This is a genomic window from Pandoraea pnomenusa, assembly GCF_000767615.3.
Lineage (GTDB): Bacteria > Pseudomonadota > Gammaproteobacteria > Burkholderiales > Burkholderiaceae > Pandoraea > Pandoraea pnomenusa.
Genome location: NZ_CP009553.3, coordinates 3,094,863 through 3,112,508, shown reverse-complemented (window position 1 = coordinate 3,112,508; position 17,646 = coordinate 3,094,863). Strand labels below are relative to the sequence as shown.

Below are 17,646 nucleotides of genomic sequence, written 5' to 3'. Positions count from 1 at the left end.
TGCCGAATGGGCGGGGCGGTCACGGGCTGCTGCGCCGGCCTCTGCCGGCCCGCGCGGCTTGGGCATTGTCTGGCGCGGGCCGCGGAAGATTCCGTACCGATATAGCCTCGTGACGCAAAATCGCGTCAAGCACGGGATGTCGTTTCGCTTCGCCGGCGATTGCTGGCAAACTGGCTCCATTCGTCTGCATCGTTTCGCGGCGCAGTCGCGCGAACGCAACTATCGAGAGGCAAGGAACGCATGGAACGCATGGAACGCTGTCCGTGGAGCGAGGGCTTCGAGCAATATCGTCGATATCACGACGAGGAATGGGGGGTGCCGCTGCGCGATTCGCAGGCGTTGTTCGAGTTGTTGATGCTCGAAGGCGCCCAGGCGGGGTTGTCGTGGTCCACCATCCTGAAAAAGCGCGAAAACTATCGCGAGGCCTTCGACGGCTTCGATCCGATGCGCATCGCCGCCTACGGCCCGGATGACGAAGCGCGCCTGATGGCGAATGCGGGCATCGTGCGTAACCGTCTCAAGGTCGCGGGCGTCATCAAGGGGGCACGGGCGTACCTGGCGATGGAGGCCTCGGGCACGCGTTTCAGCGATTTCGTCTGGCAATTCGTCGGAGGCGAGCCGCTACAAAATCGCTGGACATCGCTCAACGAGGTGCCTGCGAGCACCGCCGTGTCCGACGCAATGAGCAAGGCGCTGAAGAAGGCCGGATTCACGTTCGTGGGCTCGACCATCTGCTATTCGTTCATGCAGGCGAGCGGCATGGTGAACGACCATCTGGTCGCATGTCCGCGGCACAAGGCCGTCAAATCGCATCCGGGCGCAACGAGCTTGTTGCGTGTGTCGCCTCCCCGGAAACGCCGGGCGGGGGCGTCGTCGGCTACAATCGCGCCTGACGAATCAGGATCTGCCTAATGTTCAGCTACCGCCACGCCTTTCACGCCGGCAATCACGCCGACGTACTCAAACACTTTATCGCCGTTGAATGCATCGATTACATGCGCCAAAAGGATACGGCGTTCTGGTACATCGACACGCATGCGGGGGCGGGCGGTTACGCGCTCGACGGCAAATGGGCCGACAAGACGGGCGAGTACGAGACCGGTATCGGTCGCCTGTGGGGGCGTGACGACTTGCCGCCGGCGCTTGCCGACTACGTTGCGCTGGTGCGCGAATTCAATCCCGATGGCCATTTGCGCTATTACCCCGGATCGCCTTACTTCGCGCTGCAACTGCTGGGGGATCGGGACCGCCTGCGACTGTTCGAGATGCACCCGACCGAGCAGGACGTGCTGCGCGAGAACTTTGAAGCGCAGGGACGGGCGGTGGCGCGCCGCACGATGATATTCGGCGCGGACGGCTTTGCGGGGCTGAAAACGATTTTGCCGCCAGCCTCGCGCCGTGCCTTCACGCTCATCGATCCGTCTTATGAGGACAAGCGGGATTACGCGCGCGCGACGCAGACCGTGCAGGAAGGCCTCGACCGTTTCCCGACCGGCATGTACGCCGTGTGGTATCCGCTGGTACAGCGCCGTGAGGCCTCGCAGTTGCCAGAGCGCATGAAGCGTCTCACGATCAACGGGCAGCCGATCAAGAACTGGGTGCATGTGGCGCTCACCGTATGCAATCCGGTGCCGGGCGGCCTTGGCCTGCACGGCAGCGGCATGTTCGTCGTGAATCCGCCGTACATGCTGCAAGACACCCTCAAGACCACGATGCCTTATCTGGTCAAGACGCTGGGCCAGGACAAGGGCGCGCAATTCCTGCTCGAAGGCCGCCAGAGCTGATCCTGGCGGTCCGTCCGGGCGGGGCTCATTTTCCCGATGCGGGAATGTCGTAGGGCAGGGACAGCAACTCTTCCGGCGACAAGTAACGCCATTCGCCCGGCCCGAGCGTGCCCATTGGCAGGCCGCCGATCGCCGTTCTGACCAGACCCTCCACGCGGTTGCCCGCCGCGGCGACCATCCGTTTGACTTGATGATATTTGCCTTGGGTGATCGTCAGGGCGATCTCATGCAGCGAAGGACTCATGACGTCCGTGGCCGCGAGCGGTTCCGTCTCGTCGCGCAGCAGTACGCCTTCGCGCAATGCCTTGAGCATGTCTTCCGTGACCGGATGCTTCGTGGTGGCCACGTAACGCTTGGGCACGTGCCGCCGCGGCGACATCATTGCGTGAAGGAACGGGCCGTCGTCGGACAGCAGCAGCATGCCGGTGGTGTCCTGATCGAGGCGTCCGGCCGGTTGCACACCGCGCACGGCGAGCGGTAGAGGCAGGAGCGAATGCACGCCCTCATGATGCGTGGGGCTCGTGGAGCATTCGTAGCCGGCAGGCTTGTTCAGCAGCACGTAGACGTGCTCGCGGTACTCCCATGGCTCGCCGTCCAGCGTGAACCGAAGCCCCGACGGGTCAATGGACTCGCGCGGGTTGTCATGGACCACGCCGTCAATGGCGAATGCGCCGGTCGCGATGAGCTTGCGGCACATCTTGCGACTGCCGAAGCCCTGCGATTGCAATAAGCGATCTAGCTCGATGATGCGTTCTCCGTCAGGCATCGTGAATTCAGGCCGCTATTGTAACGGCCCTGACGGGATGCGCTTATTCCTCCGGCTGGATGCCGCTGAAGCGGCGATAAACGTAGCGGGCCGCCCAGTCGAGCGCGAACCCCAGCACCCCGATCACGAGGATCACCGCCGTGAGCTCCGAGTAGGCAAGGCGATCGCGGGTGTCGAGAATCAGATACCCCAGGCCAGCGTTCACGCCGAGCATCTCCGCCGGTACCAGCACGATCCACAGAATCCCGATGGCAAGGCGCACGCCCGTCAGTACATGCGCGGCGATGCCCGGAACGTAGACATGCCAGAGCATTTCCCAGCGCGTTGCCGCCAGACTCTCGCCGAGTTGCACCCAGCGACGGTCGATGTGCGTCACGCCTGCCGCCGTACTCATGACGAGCGGCCAGAGCGCCGCGAACGCGAGCAGGAAATAGACTGCCGGGTCGCCAACGCCGAGCGACATCACCGCTATCGGCATCCATGACAGCGGCGAGATCATCCGAAGGAATTGCAACGACGGGGTCAAGGTCTTGTCGAGCCAACGGACGCGGCCGATCAGGAAGCCGAGCGGCACGCCCAGCACGATGGCGCCTGCCAGGCCGACGCCGATGCGCCGCAGGCTCGCGAGGATGTGCAGACTCAGTTGTTCGTCGCGAAACAGGTCGGGCAGGGCATGCAATGCCGCGGCTGGCGAGAACTGGGCAGCGAGCGACCCCGGTGTCGTCAGGCACGCAATGCCCAGCCACCACGCCAGAACGATACCGACGAGACCGGCAATGCCGAGCCATCCTTGTGGGGCGAGACGCGCGGCAGTGACGTCGCCAGGCGAGCGTGGGGTCGCGCGGGCATCCACGACGTCCGGCACGTCCGGCACGTTCGGCGACTCCGCGGCACCGCGATGCGATGCGAAATCAGACAACGATGACCTCCTGACGCGTGAACCCTTCGGGCAATCCGAAGGCCTTCATGCCGCCCACCGCCGCAATGCTCTTCTTCACAAAGCGATCGTCCACGAGATCGCGTGCCACGAATGCCGGGTCGAGCTTCGCGACGAATTGCGCGTTACCCTCGACCTGCGTCTTCTGCATGTGACGCACCAGCGCCTCGGTGTAGCTTGGGTAAGGATACGGTTGAAAGTCGATGCGCTTCTCGTGCCAGTCGGCATGCACGATTGCCTTGTCGGCGAGGTAGCGACCCTGCTCCGACGCGGCCGGTGCCAGCACCCGCTGCAGGACCTGGAACGGATGCGGCGTATAGCGATTTTCGCCTTCCTTCGACAACAGGCGCGCTGCATCGTCCGGGTGTGCGCGCGTCCACGCCTGCGCCTTGACGATGGCATCGACCACCTTCTGCGACCACTCGGGGCGCGAGTCCAGGTCGCGCTCGTGCATGGTGACAACGCAGCATGCGTGGTTCTTCCACACGTCGCCGGTAAAGCGCAGGATCTTGCCGACCTTCAGGTTCTCGGCCGCGGCGTTGAACGGCTCGGCCACGATGTATCCGGCGATCTGCCTTGCGGCAAGCGCCGGGGGCATGTCGGACGGCGCCATCACGATCAGATTGACCTCGTTGGCTGCGGGCGCGCCGCTTTTCTTGAGCACGGGCGTGAGGCCGTTGGCGGCGAGCAGTCCCTGCAGCACCACGTTGTGGATGGAATACCAGAAGGGCACCGCGACGGTTTTGCCGCCGAGGTCGCTCACTTTCTGAATGTCGTTGGTCACCGTAATGGCGCTGCCGTTGACGTGGTTCCACGCAACGACCTTGGCCTTGGCCTGGCTGCCGTACCGCGCCCAGACGGTCATCGGCGAGAGCAGGTGGACAACGTTGACCTGTCCGGACAGAAAGGCTTCGATCAGTTGGGCCCAGCTACGCAGGAGCGTGGGCTTTTCCGCCTTGATGCCGGCCTGCCCAAAGAATCCGTAGTGGTGTGCCACGAGCAGCGGCGTGGCGTCCGTGATCGGCAGATAGCCGATGCGCAGCGGGGCATCCGGCTCGGCGGCGGCACGTGCGGCGCCCGACGCCAGCAGGGGCGCGGCGCCGGCGACGGTCATCATCGATGCGAGTTTCAGCCATTCTCGGCGGGAAATTTGGCACATGGTCTGGGAGTCCCCGTAGATGTTGTCGTGTGATTCAGGGCGTCAGCCGCGTGGCAGCCGCGTGGCAGTCGCGTCGCGGGACATGGCTTGCTGCAGCGCTTGCAGAATCTCGATGCGCAGCGCGCCGAGCGCCTGCACTTGCGCTTCACGCGGCGCCGGCATGTCGAGCGTCCACTGCGCCAGCGTGCGTCCCTGATTGCCGAGCAATACGACGCGGTCCGAGACGAGCAGCGCCTCGTCGATGTCGTGCGTCACGAGCACCGTTGCCGCGCCGGTATCGCGTACCACTGTCACGAGCAGACGCTGCATGTCGGCGCGCGTCACTTCGTCCAGTGCGCCGAACGGCTCGTCGAGCAGCAGTGCACGCGGTTGACGGGCGAGGCAGCGCGCGAGCGCGACACGCTGTGCCATCCCGCCCGAGAGTTGGCGCGGGCGCAACGCGTGGGCGTGGGCCAGGCCGACTTCCGCCAGCGCGGCATCGATGCGCACCCGTCGGGCATCGCGCGAGATCGACGGCTGGCGCGCGAAGGTGAGGCCGAAGGCAACGTTGCGCTCGACCGTGAGCCACGGCAGCAGGCATGGATCCTGAAAGGCGAGCGCGACGTCCGGTCGCGGCCCCCTCAGGGCTGCCCCATCGACATCGACGACGCCGTGGCTGGGCGGCAGCAGCCCGGCGGCGATGCGAAGCAGGGTCGACTTGCCCGACCCGCTCGGCCCGAGCACGGACACCAGTTCGCCGGGGGCGACGCTCAGGTCCACATTGCGGAGAACCTCGCGGCTGCCATACGACAGTCCGACGCCGCGCAGCGTGAGGAACGGCGACGCTGGCGAGGTCGCCTCGCGTGCGGCGCCGACAAGCGGGTGGGGGCGCGCGCGCTGCGTTGCCGTGGTTTGCGTCATGGCGCGGTTCCGGTTGGGCGTTGTTGCGTGCGTTGGGCCGCAAGTTGGTTTTTCAGTTGCACGAGGCTTGGCGTGACGATGGGCACGAAGGCCGCTTCACGCTGACGGCGTGCGACGCCCGACAACCCGCGAAGGTAGCCGCGCCCACCGCCTGTTTGCACTTCGAGCGAGGCGGCGTCGTGTACCACGCCCGCGAGTGCGATGCGCAGTTCGAAAAGATGCGCCGGCGCCTGAACGAATTCGCCCTGTGCGACGCCCGATTTCAGTCGTGCCGCGAGGGTATCGAGCTGTTCGGCGAGTGCCGCCGCTTCCTCGGCCACTGCGGCGCGGGCCCCTGGCCCGCCGTCGTACGTGCCGGCGAGACTGCGGCGCGCCAGACCCAGCGACATCCCGCACTGCAAACCGAGGAACGCCGGCCGCACGCGAACCAGCCAGGCGGGGGCATTGTCGGTCACGCGATCGTCGTCGGTCAGCGGCGTGTCCGTCATTTGCAGTGCGGCGGTGTTGGTGCCCCGCAGCCCGATCAGATCCAGATCGTCGCTGCGTGTCACACCCGGCGCATTGTGCGCGATGGCGAAAATCGACGGCGGACCGCCTGCCTCGTGATCGGCTGCGGCGGCGGCAACGAAGCCCTGCTTGCGCAGGTTCGTGATCCACGGCAGCGCGCCCGTCACGCGCCAGGCGGGCACGCGCGTCGCACCCGACGCCGCCGGAACCTGGGTCGCGCGAATCTGCAGCGGTTCGATCGCCGACAGGTACTTCATGGCGTTGGACAAGCCGGTGGCGCCGGCCAGTTCACCTGCCAGCAGGGCGGGAAGCAGGCGATCTCGCAGTCCGTGATTGGGGCTCTGGAGCAGATATTCGATGAAAGTCCGCTGTCCCCAGAGCACGAAGGCGGCCGCGAAGGAATGTTCGGCGACCTCGGCCACGCTGTCGATCGCGTCGCCGATCGTGCCTCCGCCCCCGCCCAATGTCGTCGGTACACCGATGTGTAGCAAGCCCGCTTCGGCGAGTCGGGGCACGACGTCGCCGCAAAGCGTGGCGTCCGTGTCGAGTGTCTCTGCGTGGGTGTCGAGCCACGTCGCGAGCGACGGGGCACGTGCGGCGAGTCCGCGCAGGCCGGCCGACGCGCTCATGCCGCGCGTTCCTTCGGCGCCCAGCGGTACGCCGCCAGCTGCGGATTCAGTTCGTTTTGCGACAGGTTGTTCGCGAAATTGCACAGCGTGGCCAGCGACACGCCCAGCACGACCTCGAGTGCGGCGGCGTCGTCGAAGCCCGCGGATTTGAACGCGGCGAGTTCGGCATCGGACACTGCGCCGCGTGTGGCGATCACGGCGCGCGTGAACACGGCGACCGCATCGAGTCTGGCGTCCGAGAGCGGACGTTGGTCTCGAATCTCCTCCACGAGCGACTCAGGCAGTTGCGCCTTCTTCAGCGCCACTGCCGTGTGGCCGGCAACGCAGAAGCCGCAGCCGTGGATGCCCGCGGCCGTGATTTGCACGACTTCGCGCTCGGCCAGGGTCAGGCTCGCACGCGCATTGATGCCGCCCACGGTCAGGTAGGTCTCGAGTGCCGTCGGCGCGTTGGCCAGGGAGGCCACCAGATTCGGCAGGAAGCCATTCGCGGCGAGCGATTTTTCGAGAAATGGGCGGCTCGCCTCGGGGGCGGTTTCCAGGGTATGCAGCGGCAGTCGGCTCATATCGGGCTCCTTACAGTCGAGCTTGCATTGTGCGCAGGACACGTCGTGGGCTCAATGCGTTCCTGTCTGGAAATTCTGCGGATTTGTCTCGCCACGCGTCGGGAGTTTCCGAGCGGATGCGATGTCCTGCCTCAGTGCAACGGGTAGGGCAGGGTGGCCGGCTGCACGGCGATCGGGGCCGATGCGTTCGCGTCCGATGTGTTTGTCCGGGCCGCCTGACGGCGCCACGCGCCTGGCTGAATCCCCGTGACCCGTTTGAACGCCTGCGCGAACGCCGATTCCGACTGGTAGCCCACCTGTTCCGCGGCATCCGGCAACGACACGCCTTCACGCAACAACGCGGCCGCCGTCTTCATTCTGACCAGCGTGACGAATTGCGCCGGCGGTTGTCCGCCGATCTCGGCAAACTGCTTGCAGAACCGCGCGCGCGACATGTGGACGAAATCGGCCATCGCGTCTGTCGTCCAGCGCTCGCCGGGCGACTCGATGATCGCCGCGGCAAGACGCCCGAACGCATCGCGTCGCATCAGACGCCACATTCCGGGCGCCACGTCTTCCGCATGCACCGCTTCACGCAGGGCATAGTAGAAGAGCAGGTCGGTCAGGCGCGCGAGCAGCGGCGACGGCGCATCGCCCGGGCGCCGCGCTTCCGCCTGGATCAATGTGAAGATCTGCGTCATGCCCTCGAGACGACCGCTGTCGCGCCGCGCGACGATCGGGTTCGGCAGCATGCCGAGCACCAGTGCATCGAGGTCCGTGCGAAAGTCGAAGAATCCACAGGCCAGCGAGACGGCCCCGGCGGGCGACGCCGAAGCGTCACGCGCTAGCGCCGGCAGCGGCGTCATCGTGCCCGCGCGCGCCGTGAAGTCGGCGGGAGGTGTCGCGTGCGGAGACAGGCAGTGGGGGATGTCGGAGAGCAGGAAGACGGCGTCGCCACGCCGCAGCGTGAAGGTGCGCGCGGCGAACGAGCCGTTCGCACCGACGTGCAGGAAGCAGCCGCCATCGAGCACGACATGGAAGCTCGCGCGCTGATGGCCTGCCGTGGACGCCTGGTACAGGCCGCAATATTCGCCGACGTGGAATAACGTACTTTTCAATTCCAGCCCGGCCAGCAACCAGTCGGCCACCCGGTCGGGATCGCCCGGGTGCGCCGAAGCTGTCATCGGCGCTGTCGTCGCCTGGCCTGTGTCGTTCCCCGTGTCTCGCTGCATGGCAGCCCCCACCCCCGTACCTGCTGACCTTCAGCAAAACGTCCATCCTCCCTACCGACATGACGGGAGACAACTATTTTTTTGTTGGATGCTTATTCCGGATAAGCCGGGCAGGCCAGATGCGCCGGAGTGGGGCGGAAATGAGAAAAGCCGATGATCTTTCGATCATCGGCTTTTCGTATTTTGTTGGTGCCCAGAAGAGGACTCGAACCTCCACGGTGTTACCCGCTAGTACCTGAAACTAGTGCGTCTACCAATTCCGCCATCTGGGCCCCGTCAGCTCGCTTACTGCTTGCTGCGAAGAAGTGAGATTATGCCGAGGACCTCACATGCTGTCAACAGCGAAATCGCGAAAATGTTCAAAAATGAACTGCACCGCCGCATGGCGGCGTCCCCCCTCATCCCGCCCCGGATCTCACGCCGCCCGACCCATGTGTTCCGCGCGGATCATGTCGATCAGATGGCGTAATCCCGGCAATGTCTGCCGGCGACTCGGATAGTACATCGACAACGGCGGTCCATCCACCGCCCAATCCGTCAGCACCGCTTCGAGCTTGCCGCTCGCGAGCTCGGTCGACACGTTGCGCTCGAGCACGTACCCCAGCCCGAGTCCGCCCACCGCCGCCGCAATCACGCCGTCGCTCTCGTTGATGCTCAAGGCGCCAGGCACATCCAGTTCGATCGCCGTCGGCCCGTTGCCCAGTTCCCATTTGTACAGGGTGTTGTCTCCCAGTCGCATCCGGATGCAGTTGTGGGACATCAGGTCCTGCGGCGTCTTCGGGCGGCCGTATTTGGCCAGGTATTCAGGCGATCCCACGACAATCCACTTCAGGGTGGGGGTGAGCGGCGTCGCGATCATGTCCCCCGGTACGGTATCGCCATACCGCATGCCGGCATCGAACCCCTCGGCCACGATATCGAGCATTCGGTCATCCACGGTGACATCGAGTTCGATGTCCGGATACGACGCGACGAAACGCGGAAGAATCGGATCCAGCAACAAACGCGCCGCATCGCGCGGCACGTTCAGGCGCAGCCGTCCCGCCGGCGACGCACGGTAACGATCGAGCGCACCGATGGCCGATGCGATCTGCTCCAGCCCCTGCTCGAGCTCCTTGGCCAGCGCCGCGCCCGCCGCCGTCGGCGACACCGAGCGGCTCGTGCGATTCAACAGCTTCACGCCCAGGCGCGCTTCCAGATTGCGCATCGCGTGACTCAAGGCCGAAGTGGTCACGCCCAACTCGGTGGCGGCCTCCCGGAAACTCTGCCGACGGCAGATGGTGACGAAGACGTTCAGATCGGCAAGCTCGCCGCGAGTGAAAGCAGGCATGTATTTCCCAACAAGTAGCTAGCAACGAAAACAACTGACATCCAACGCGTGCCCGACGTGCGAAATACCCGTTGAGCAATATTCACGTTTTTATGAGGTAAATTCTACCGAGTTCTTTTTCCAATGCGGAGGTGTGAGCGTGCTTCGTGACGCAAACGCGACAATGAGGCGCGGGGACGTGGGTCACATGGCGCGCCATGGCATCTTCGGGTGGACGATGCCGTGCGTGCCTTGCGCGACGCCTTTGCGCAGAGGAGGGGGGGGCTTTTCGGGAGGGAATGAAAAAAGCCGATGATCTTTCGATCATCGGCTTTTCGTATTTTGTTGGTGCCCAGAAGAGGACTCGAACCTCCACGGTGTTACCCGCTAGTACCTGAAACTAGTGCGTCTACCAATTCCGCCATCTGGGCCCCGTCAGCTCGCTTACTGCTTGCTGCGAAGAAGTGAGATTATGCGGTTGTGACGCGGGAGTGTCAACACTTTCGAGGAAAAAATTTTCGATTCCCTCGCCCATTCCCGCCCGCGCGCTCAAATTCCGCACAGGTGGCAGTTTTCGCGAGGTTTGCCGTATGATTGTCCCTGACCGTGCGCCGCCGCTATCCGCGCTACCGCACATCGACACGGACCGCAGGGCGCATGGTGCGCCACTCGGCCGGACTCAACCGGCACAGTAACGCTACCGACCTTTGAGCAAATATCCCTATCCGATCCCGAGCCGAGAAGAAATCCTCGGCGTCCTGCGTACCGCCGAATCCGCGATGTCCGCCAACGACATCGCCGAATCGCTGGCCATCAAGAAGCAGGAACGCGAAGGCTTCTTCAAGCGCCTCGCCGCCATGGAACGCGATGACCAAATTCGACTCGATCGTCGCGGTTACTATCAACTGACCCATCCTTCGAATTTCATCGCCGGGCGCGTCATCGGGCACCGCGACGGCTACGGCTTCGCCGTGCGCGATGACGACGGCGACGACCTCTTCCTCCCCAACGAGGAGATGAAGAAGGTCATGCACAACGACCGCGTGCTGCTTCGCATCGCCGGCTACGATCGCCGGGGCCGCCCGGAAGGTCACATCGTCGAGGTCGTGAGCCGGGCCAATACCCATGTCATTGGCCGACTGCTCAACGAAAACGGCGTGATGGTGGTCGCCCCGGAAGACAAGCGCATCAGCCACGACATCCTGATCCCGCCCCGCGCCCAGGGCAAGGCCAAGGTGGGGCAGGTCGTCTCGGTCGAACTCACGGATTACCCCAGCCGATACAGCCAGCCGATCGGGCGGGTGTCGGAGGTCCTCGGCGATATCGACGATCCGGGCATGGAGATCGAGATCGCCGTGCGCAAGTATGGCGTGCCGCATCAGTTCTCCGCCGAGGCGCTCGCCGCCGCCGGCGCGTTGCCCGATGAAGTCCGCGCGCCCGACCTGCGCCATCGCATCGACCTGCGCGACGTCCCGCTCGTCACGATCGACGGCGAAGACGCGCGCGATTTCGACGACGCCGTTTATTGCGAGCCCGCCAAGGTCGGTCGCGTCAACGGCTACCGTCTGATCGTCGCCATTGCGGACGTCTCGCATTACGTCTCGCCGGGCGGGCCGCTCGATGCCGATGCCCTGACCCGAAGCACGTCGGTCTATTTCCCGCGCCGCGTCATTCCGATGCTGCCGGAGAAGCTCTCGAACGGCCTGTGCTCGCTCAATCCCGACGTCGATCGCTGTGTGCTCGTATGCGATGCGCTCGTCGCACCGAACGGCGACGTGAAGGCCTATCAGTTCTACCCGGCCGTGATTCACTCGGCCGCGCGCCTGACCTATACGGAAGTGGCGGCGGTGCTCGGCAACACGAAGGGCGCCGAGGCCCAGCGCCGCGCCGCACTCCTGCCGCATCTCCAGAACCTCTACGAGCTCTACAAGGTGCTGGCCAAAGCCCGGAAGTCGCGCGGGGCCATCGAGTTCGATTCGACCGAGACGTACATCGTGTGCAATGCACAGGGCAAGATCGAGCAGATCCTGCCCCGCACGCGCAACGACGCCCACCGGCTCATCGAGGAATGCATGCTCACGGCCAACGTGTGCGCGGCGGACTTGCTCAAACGCCACAAACAGCCGGGGCTGTATCGTATTCACGCCGGCCCGTCGGGCGAGCGACTTCAGGTGCTGCGTACGTTCCTCAAGACGCTCGGGTTGTCGCTGGGCGGTGGCGACGAGCCGGCAACGTCAGACTATTCGGAGCTGATGACGCAGATCGAATCGCGTCCCGACGCGCCCATGCTGCAGACGATGCTCCTGCGCTCGATGCAGCAGGCCGTCTACAGCCCGGACAACATCGGTCACTTCGGTCTCGCCTATCCGGCCTACACGCACTTCACCAGCCCGATTCGCCGCTACCCGGATTTGCTCACGCATCGCGCCATCAAGGCAATTCTGGCGGGCAAGAAGTACGAGCCGCAGATTCCCGAAGGCGTGGAACTCACGACGGGCCTTTCGCCGCACGCGCGCAAGCTTCAGAAGGACGATGACACCAAGAGCAAGAAGTCGCCCAGCGCGCGCAAGCGCGATGCGATCTGGGACGAACTCGGTCTGCACTGTTCGGCCAACGAACGCCGGGCCGACGAAGCGTCACGCGACGTCGAAGCCTGGCTCAAGTGCTACTTCATGCGCGACAAGCTCGGCGAGGAATATGGCGGCACCATCAGCGCCGTCACTTCGTTCGGCATCTTCGTGCAACTCGACGACCTCTTCATCGAGGGGCTGGTGCACGTCACGGAGCTGGGCAGCGATTATTTCCAGTTCGACGAAGTGCGCAACGAACTGCGCGGCGAGCGCACCGGCATCCGTTATCGCCTGACCGATCGCGTACGGGTGCAGGTCAGCCGGGTGGATCTCGATGCGCGCAAGATCGACTTCCGTCTCGTGCGCGAGCCCAATGCCCGCACGCTTGCGAAGACGTCGGGGCGCGCGGAACGTGGCGGCGCGCCGGTCCCCGCACCGGCGGCCGGCACGCCCGGGCTGGCCGGATCCGCGAGCGCGGGGCCGACCATTCGCCAGTTGCCCAAGGGCGGTGCGCTGCTCAACGGGGTGCAGCCTGCACCGACCGGCAAGCATCCCGCCAAGCCGAAGTCCGCAAAGGTGAAGGCCGCGCGCGCCGAGCGCGGCGCGGCCCCGGCCAAGCGTGGCGGTGGCAGTGGCGGCGGCGGTGGTGGCAAGGCGCCGGCGAAGCGTCCGGGAGGTCCGGCGAAGAAGCCGCGCCGCTGACCGGATGTCCGCTGCGTGCCGTCGGCGGTGCAAAACCGCGCTCGGCGCGCAGGGCTTCTGGCGGATTGCAGTAAGATGAGCGCCCTGTGCCGGCCGCGACCGGCGCCTGGCGCCCGCGTTGGATTGCGGCGGCGGTGGCCCATGCGGGCTCCGCCGCCGTCGTGCTTTGTGCGGCGAGGCGAGCGCGCCGCGACCCTCTGGCGCACCGGCACACGCAATTTTTGAGGATGTGAAATGAGTCAATTGAAACTGCTGTTCGGCTTCCACGCGGTGACGGCGCGTCTGCGTCACGATGCGAGCAGCATCGAAGAGATCTACTACGACCCGAGCCGCCGCGATCGCCGCATGACCGACTTCCTGAAGGCCGTGGAGTCGGCCAAGGGCGCGCCTGGCGTGAAGATCAAGGTCATTCAGGCGGACGGCAAGCGTCTGGACGGCATGGCCGGTTCGTCGCGCCACCAGGGCGTGGTGGCGCGTGCCCAGGAAGTGTCGCTCGCGCTCAACCTCGATGAACTGCTGGACGGCATTTCCGGCCCGCCGCTGCTGCTCGTGCTCGATGGCGTGACCGATCCGCACAACCTCGGCGCGTGCCTGCGCGTGGCAGACGGCGCCGGCGCACATGCCGTCATCGCACCGAAGGACCGGGCGGTCGGCCTCAATGCGACGGCAGCCAAGGTCGCCAGCGGCGCGGCCGAGACCGTGCCGTACATCATGGTGACGAATCTCTCGCGCACGTTGCGCGAGCTCAAGGATCGTGGCATCTGGGTGGTCGGGACGTCCGACGATGCCCCGGCGGACATTTACGGCACGCAGCTTACCGGGCCCATGGCAATCGTCATGGGGGCGGAAGGCGAGGGCATGCGCCGTCTGGTGCGCGAAACCTGTGACTCGCTGATGAGCATCCCGATGGCCGGCGGCTGCGAAAGCCTGAACGTCTCCGTGGCGAGCGCGGTATGCCTTTACGAGGCTGTGCGTCAACGCGGCGCGGGGGCGCAATCGACGAAGGCTGGCAAGTAACCGCTAACGGCGAGGTCGCGCGCGAGCAGCGATCTTCGTCGGCCCTCGCAGCCGGCGGTCGCGCGTGGCACGATATTCAGCGGCCTGTCTGTCGGCGGGACGATTTCGACGAGGTTACACCGCCGGCTCGCGCTTCCTTTCCCGCGTCTCGGATGCGGCGGCGTCGTGCAGGCCTATCTGGCGACGTTCCTGTTTCAGGTCGTTCAGCCGGCGCTCGAGCGTCGCGATATCGCTCCCGTGCCGCGCGTCGGAGCGGGCCGTCAACGCTGCCGTGGTCGCCTGGCTCGCGGCGGTCTCGCGCGCGCAATGGGCGCGTGCCGTCAGGGTTGCCTGAGTTGCCTGAGTCGCCTGAGTCGCCTGAGTCGCCATTTCTTTCGCACTTTTCGCTCGTTCCCTTGCCTTTGCCTCGCTGGCCTCGAAGGCGGCCAGCGCGATTTGGCGCGCCTCGTCCGCGCGCTGCACCGCGGCTTTTCGCGCGGGCTCGGCGGCGACGCGTGTGGCCTGGGTCTTCGCCGCCGCGACGCTTGCCGCCGTTGTCGCAGCGCGGCCGGCCTTCGCGGCTTCGGCGCTCGTCGATGCCTGGCTTGCCACGTGCTGAGCGGCTTGCCGCGAGGCGGCGGACGGCGGATCGTCGTCGACGATCTCGCGGTAGCGTGCCTTCGCCAGTTCGTATTGCCGGTCAAATTCGCGCTGCACGGCCTCGGGCGCGGCGTCGGGATTCTCGTCGAGAAATCGGACATAGGCCTGCGTGGTGTCGTCGATCAGCGTGCGGATTGCCTCGCCACGAAGGTTGACGAGGGCGGACCTGAACGCTGGCGCGGCGTCGTCGAGGAGTTCGCGCAGGAGCGTGGACGGCGGGTCCTCGCCAGGCAGAATGTCGCGCCAGGCCCGTTTGACCTCGTCGGCGAGCGACGCGCGGAACCGGCGTTGTTCGTCGACTGTCACGACGGGCATGATTTCGCGCAGCCCGGCGGCCAGACGCTCAGCCTGCAAGCGGTTCAGCGCGGTGTCGCGCAGGAGTTCGACGGCTTGCCGGAATGCCTGCGCCGGGAGCCGCTTGTCCAATGCCAGTGCGGCCGACGCCCTGGACGCCGCCATGCCGAGCCGGAGTCGCAGGCCGACGCCGCGAACGTGCCCCATCATTTCGACGATTTGAGCGTAGGCGGGCCTGAGGCCCTGCGCACTCAGTCGGGCGAGCAGGGCATTTCGGCAGTCAATGCCGCGAAGGTGCACGGCGTCGAGCAATTCGACGTAAAAGTTGCGGCACAGTCCGTCGGGCTTGGTGAGCAACAATCGTATCAATGCGTCGCGCGGCTGGCCGGCGTCGAGCAATGCCTGCGTCAGTCCAGCCCAACGTCGTCCTAGCGCAAATCCCTGGCCTACGCGCCGCCCGAGTTGGGACAGGTATCGCAATCCCGTCGGCGAAGCCAACATCTCGACGACCGATTGTGCCCGGAGCGCCCCGGTAGTGAGCAGGGCGCTCAGCACCTGCAGATAATGCGCATTGCACTGAATCTTGAGGGCTTCGCGCGCCTCGCTGTCCGTGTGCGATGCGAATAGCATGTGCGTGAGCATTTGCACGAGCGCGGGCTCGATGAGTTTGCGCGCGAGAGGCGTCATTGCCGGGATTTCGCCAAGTGCCCAATGCCATTGCAACTGCCGGGCCGTCACCGCCAGCGTCTGCATGGCGCGCACGATCCCTTCGGTGGCATTGGCGCGGTGCACGCCGTAGGGCTGGTGATAGACGAACGTGATGGGGCATCCCGTGAGCGTCTGAAGAATGGACAGCGAGCTGGCACAGGAGTCGCAGGTATCGAGAAGGCTGTTGACGTGAATGTCGGTCACCATCGGCACCCGTCGCATGTCGTGTTCGACGACGGCCGCGACGAGCTGCTCGGCATCCGTGGTGCGCACGTGCCGGTGCAGTGGCGACGATGCGAGCTCCGGCAGATCGACATGCGTCGCGCCGGCAGTGAGCCGGTCGCGCGTGACGCCGAGGCGCTCGAGGCGGCGCTTCGCGCAGATGAACCGCACATTGCCCAGGGTGATCTCGTCGTCGTCGCCCATGAGGTCGTGAATGGCGAGTTTCATATCCTGCACGCGCCGGCCGCCGGACAACGAAAAGTACACCGTTTGCATGCACCGATGGTGGCCCAATCGCGCAAATGCCAGGTTCGACATCAACAGGTGCTTGCGCAAGTCTCTTATGCCGCTGGGCAGCTCGAGGTTCCAGCGATCGCCGATGCGGAACACGTGCGTGTTGCCGAGCAAGGTCTGGTAAATGCGCAGATCGAACTCATGCTCGACCGGATCGAACGCGCGGCGCTTGAAAAGACTGGATCGGCAGGTGTCGATGTAGTCACGCTGGGCTTGTCGCGAAGACACGATGTCGAATGGGTCGACATCGCCCATCGTTGCTGCGCTCGACGCCGGATCCGCACGCAGGCATCGATCGAGAATCTGCCGGTGATGGGTCGCGTTGCGATAGCTGTCGGCCGTGCCAATCGGGTAGGGGAAGGTGCCCGAACGGCGCCAGTGTTGCCAGTACAGGTCGATGCATCGATTGTCTTGCGCGATGGCCGGATCCAGACGGCGCAGGGCGATCGCGCCGGCCGTGCTGGGCAACGTGCTCGCAACATAGAACACGTCGTTGTCGGCCTCGACCACGATGTGCGGAGAGGTGCCGCCCGGTGCGGCTGTCGAGGGTGTTCCGATACGCACGCCTTGAACGATCTTCGCAAACGGCACGCTCGCGACGAGTCCCCTGAGTTCCATTTCCACGGTGGCGGCATTGTCTGCGTTGTGGGTGCTGTCAGTGCTGTCCGCCGTGTCGCTTGCGTCGACATCGGGACCGGGGGATGGCGTGCGAGAGGCGTTTCGCGGGATGCCGACGATGAGGGGTTCGTAGCGAGGCGCGTCGGGAAGGCCAAGTGTTGCCAGCCATCTCAACGGGACGGGGCAGATGTTGTGGCCGGGCACGGAGATGCTCACGTATCGGCCTTGGTGGACGAACATGCCGAAGTCCTTATCGGGATGCGGTGCCGGATGCGTTGGCGGTGGCAGGATCGAGGGGCGATCGTTCGTGCCGCGTGCCGCACGGACCTGCGCGGGCAAGATTCGCATGCGGACATCACCGGTTCGCGACTGCGCCCGTGCATCCGGTGTTCGTTCCTGAGGGAAGGCGCAAGTGCCGACGGCGTCGCGAGCGGCGCATGTCGGCATCGTGTCGTGCCGGGGTGCCGCCGTGCCGAGGGCTACGAGATCGCTGAGCCGTGGACGCAATTCGCGCGCGCCGATCGATGGCCAATCCTGGTCCCGATCCGTGTCAAGCCGCTCGTGCGATGCACGCGCTGCGCTGAATCCGCTCGCGAAGCGGCGACGCGCCGCCGGTCGGTCCCGAGGCATGACCGACCGATCGGTCGCCACGTCGGGGATGGGGGAAGGCGTGTGGGCAGTGGATATCGCCTGCATGCTCGATACGGGTCATGGGGTGAGGCCGGAGCGGGCCGGGCGACAACCGCATTACAAGCGGGGCGTAATGATGGCACCGCGCGTGGCGCCGGCCACGTCCGGCGAACCTCCATGCCGAGGG

General features: G+C 65.5%; 13 protein-coding genes and 2 tRNA genes. 4 read left to right on the top strand and 11 right to left on the bottom strand.

Annotation, left to right across the window (positions count from 1 at the left end; genetic code table 11):
• Positions 1–249: 249 nt before the first annotated feature.
• On the top strand, positions 250–912 hold the full coding sequence (locus LV28_RS37800; protein WP_023596368.1) for a DNA-3-methyladenine glycosylase I: 663 nt from the start codon (positions 250–252) through the stop codon (positions 910–912).
• A complete protein-coding gene (locus tag LV28_RS37795) occupies positions 912–1,784 on the top strand; it encodes a 23S rRNA (adenine(2030)-N(6))-methyltransferase RlmJ (protein ID WP_038617225.1) in 873 nt (290 codons plus the stop codon). Before LV28_RS37800 ends, LV28_RS37795 begins: the two co-directional genes overlap by 1 nt.
• Positions 1,785–1,809: 25 nt before the next feature.
• Here the strand turns inward: LV28_RS37795 and LV28_RS37790 are convergent, their stop codons facing one another.
• From LV28_RS37790 to LV28_RS37745, 10 genes are all read right to left on the bottom strand, one after another.
• Positions 1,810–2,529: a pseudouridine synthase gene (locus LV28_RS37790; RefSeq protein WP_023874082.1), complete on the bottom strand. Its 720-nt coding sequence runs from the start codon at positions 2,527–2,529 to the stop codon at positions 1,810–1,812.
• 64 nt (positions 2,530–2,593) lie between these two features.
• Positions 2,594–3,415: an ABC transporter permease gene (locus tag LV28_RS37785; protein ID WP_048806613.1), complete on the bottom strand. Its 822-nt coding sequence runs from the start codon at positions 3,413–3,415 to the stop codon at positions 2,594–2,596.
• Positions 3,416–3,461: 46 nt separating this feature from the next.
• Positions 3,462–4,646, bottom strand: coding sequence for an ABC transporter substrate-binding protein (locus LV28_RS37780; RefSeq protein WP_038617228.1), 1,185 nt, complete (start codon positions 4,644–4,646; stop codon positions 3,462–3,464).
• A 42-nt stretch (positions 4,647–4,688) separates the two neighbouring features.
• Positions 4,689–5,546, bottom strand: coding sequence for an ABC transporter ATP-binding protein (locus LV28_RS37775; RefSeq protein WP_081326891.1), 858 nt, complete (start codon positions 5,544–5,546; stop codon positions 4,689–4,691).
• Entirely contained in the window at positions 5,543–6,682 is a 1,140-nt protein-coding gene (locus LV28_RS37770; protein ID WP_048806318.1) for an acyl-CoA dehydrogenase family protein, read from the bottom strand. The genes LV28_RS37775 and LV28_RS37770 overlap by 4 nt, the downstream gene beginning before the upstream one ends.
• A complete protein-coding gene (locus LV28_RS37765; RefSeq protein WP_038617231.1) occupies positions 6,679–7,245 on the bottom strand; it encodes a carboxymuconolactone decarboxylase family protein in 567 nt (188 codons plus the stop codon). The genes LV28_RS37770 and LV28_RS37765 overlap by 4 nt, the downstream gene beginning before the upstream one ends.
• A 131-nt stretch (positions 7,246–7,376) precedes the next feature.
• On the bottom strand, positions 7,377–8,408 hold the full coding sequence (locus LV28_RS37760; protein WP_023596360.1) for an AraC family transcriptional regulator: 1,032 nt from the start codon (positions 8,406–8,408) through the stop codon (positions 7,377–7,379).
• Between the two features lie 235 nt (positions 8,409–8,643).
• A tRNA-Leu gene (locus LV28_RS37755) sits at positions 8,644–8,728 on the bottom strand.
• Positions 8,729–8,871: 143 nt separating this feature from the next.
• Positions 8,872–9,786 (bottom strand): LysR family transcriptional regulator, encoded by a 915-nt coding sequence (locus LV28_RS37750; RefSeq protein WP_023596359.1) that lies wholly within the window; start codon positions 9,784–9,786, stop codon positions 8,872–8,874.
• A 325-nt stretch (positions 9,787–10,111) separates the two neighbouring features.
• Positions 10,112–10,196 (bottom strand) — tRNA-Leu (locus LV28_RS37745).
• 276 nt (positions 10,197–10,472) lie between these two features.
• Here LV28_RS37745 and rnr point away from each other — a divergent pair.
• Positions 10,473–13,037 (top strand): ribonuclease R, encoded by a 2,565-nt coding sequence (rnr, locus tag LV28_RS37740; protein WP_038617236.1) that lies wholly within the window; start codon positions 10,473–10,475, stop codon positions 13,035–13,037.
• A 234-nt stretch (positions 13,038–13,271) separates the two neighbouring features.
• On the top strand, positions 13,272–14,054 hold the full coding sequence (gene rlmB, locus LV28_RS37735; RefSeq protein ID WP_038617238.1) for a 23S rRNA (guanosine(2251)-2'-O)-methyltransferase RlmB: 783 nt from the start codon (positions 13,272–13,274) through the stop codon (positions 14,052–14,054).
• A 114-nt stretch (positions 14,055–14,168) separates the two neighbouring features.
• Here the strand turns inward: rlmB and LV28_RS37730 are convergent, their stop codons facing one another.
• Complete coding sequence (locus tag LV28_RS37730; protein WP_058371659.1) at positions 14,169–17,177, bottom strand: coiled-coil domain-containing protein; 3,009 nt, start codon at positions 17,175–17,177, stop codon at positions 14,169–14,171.
• Between the last annotated feature and the right edge of the window lie 469 nt (positions 17,178–17,646).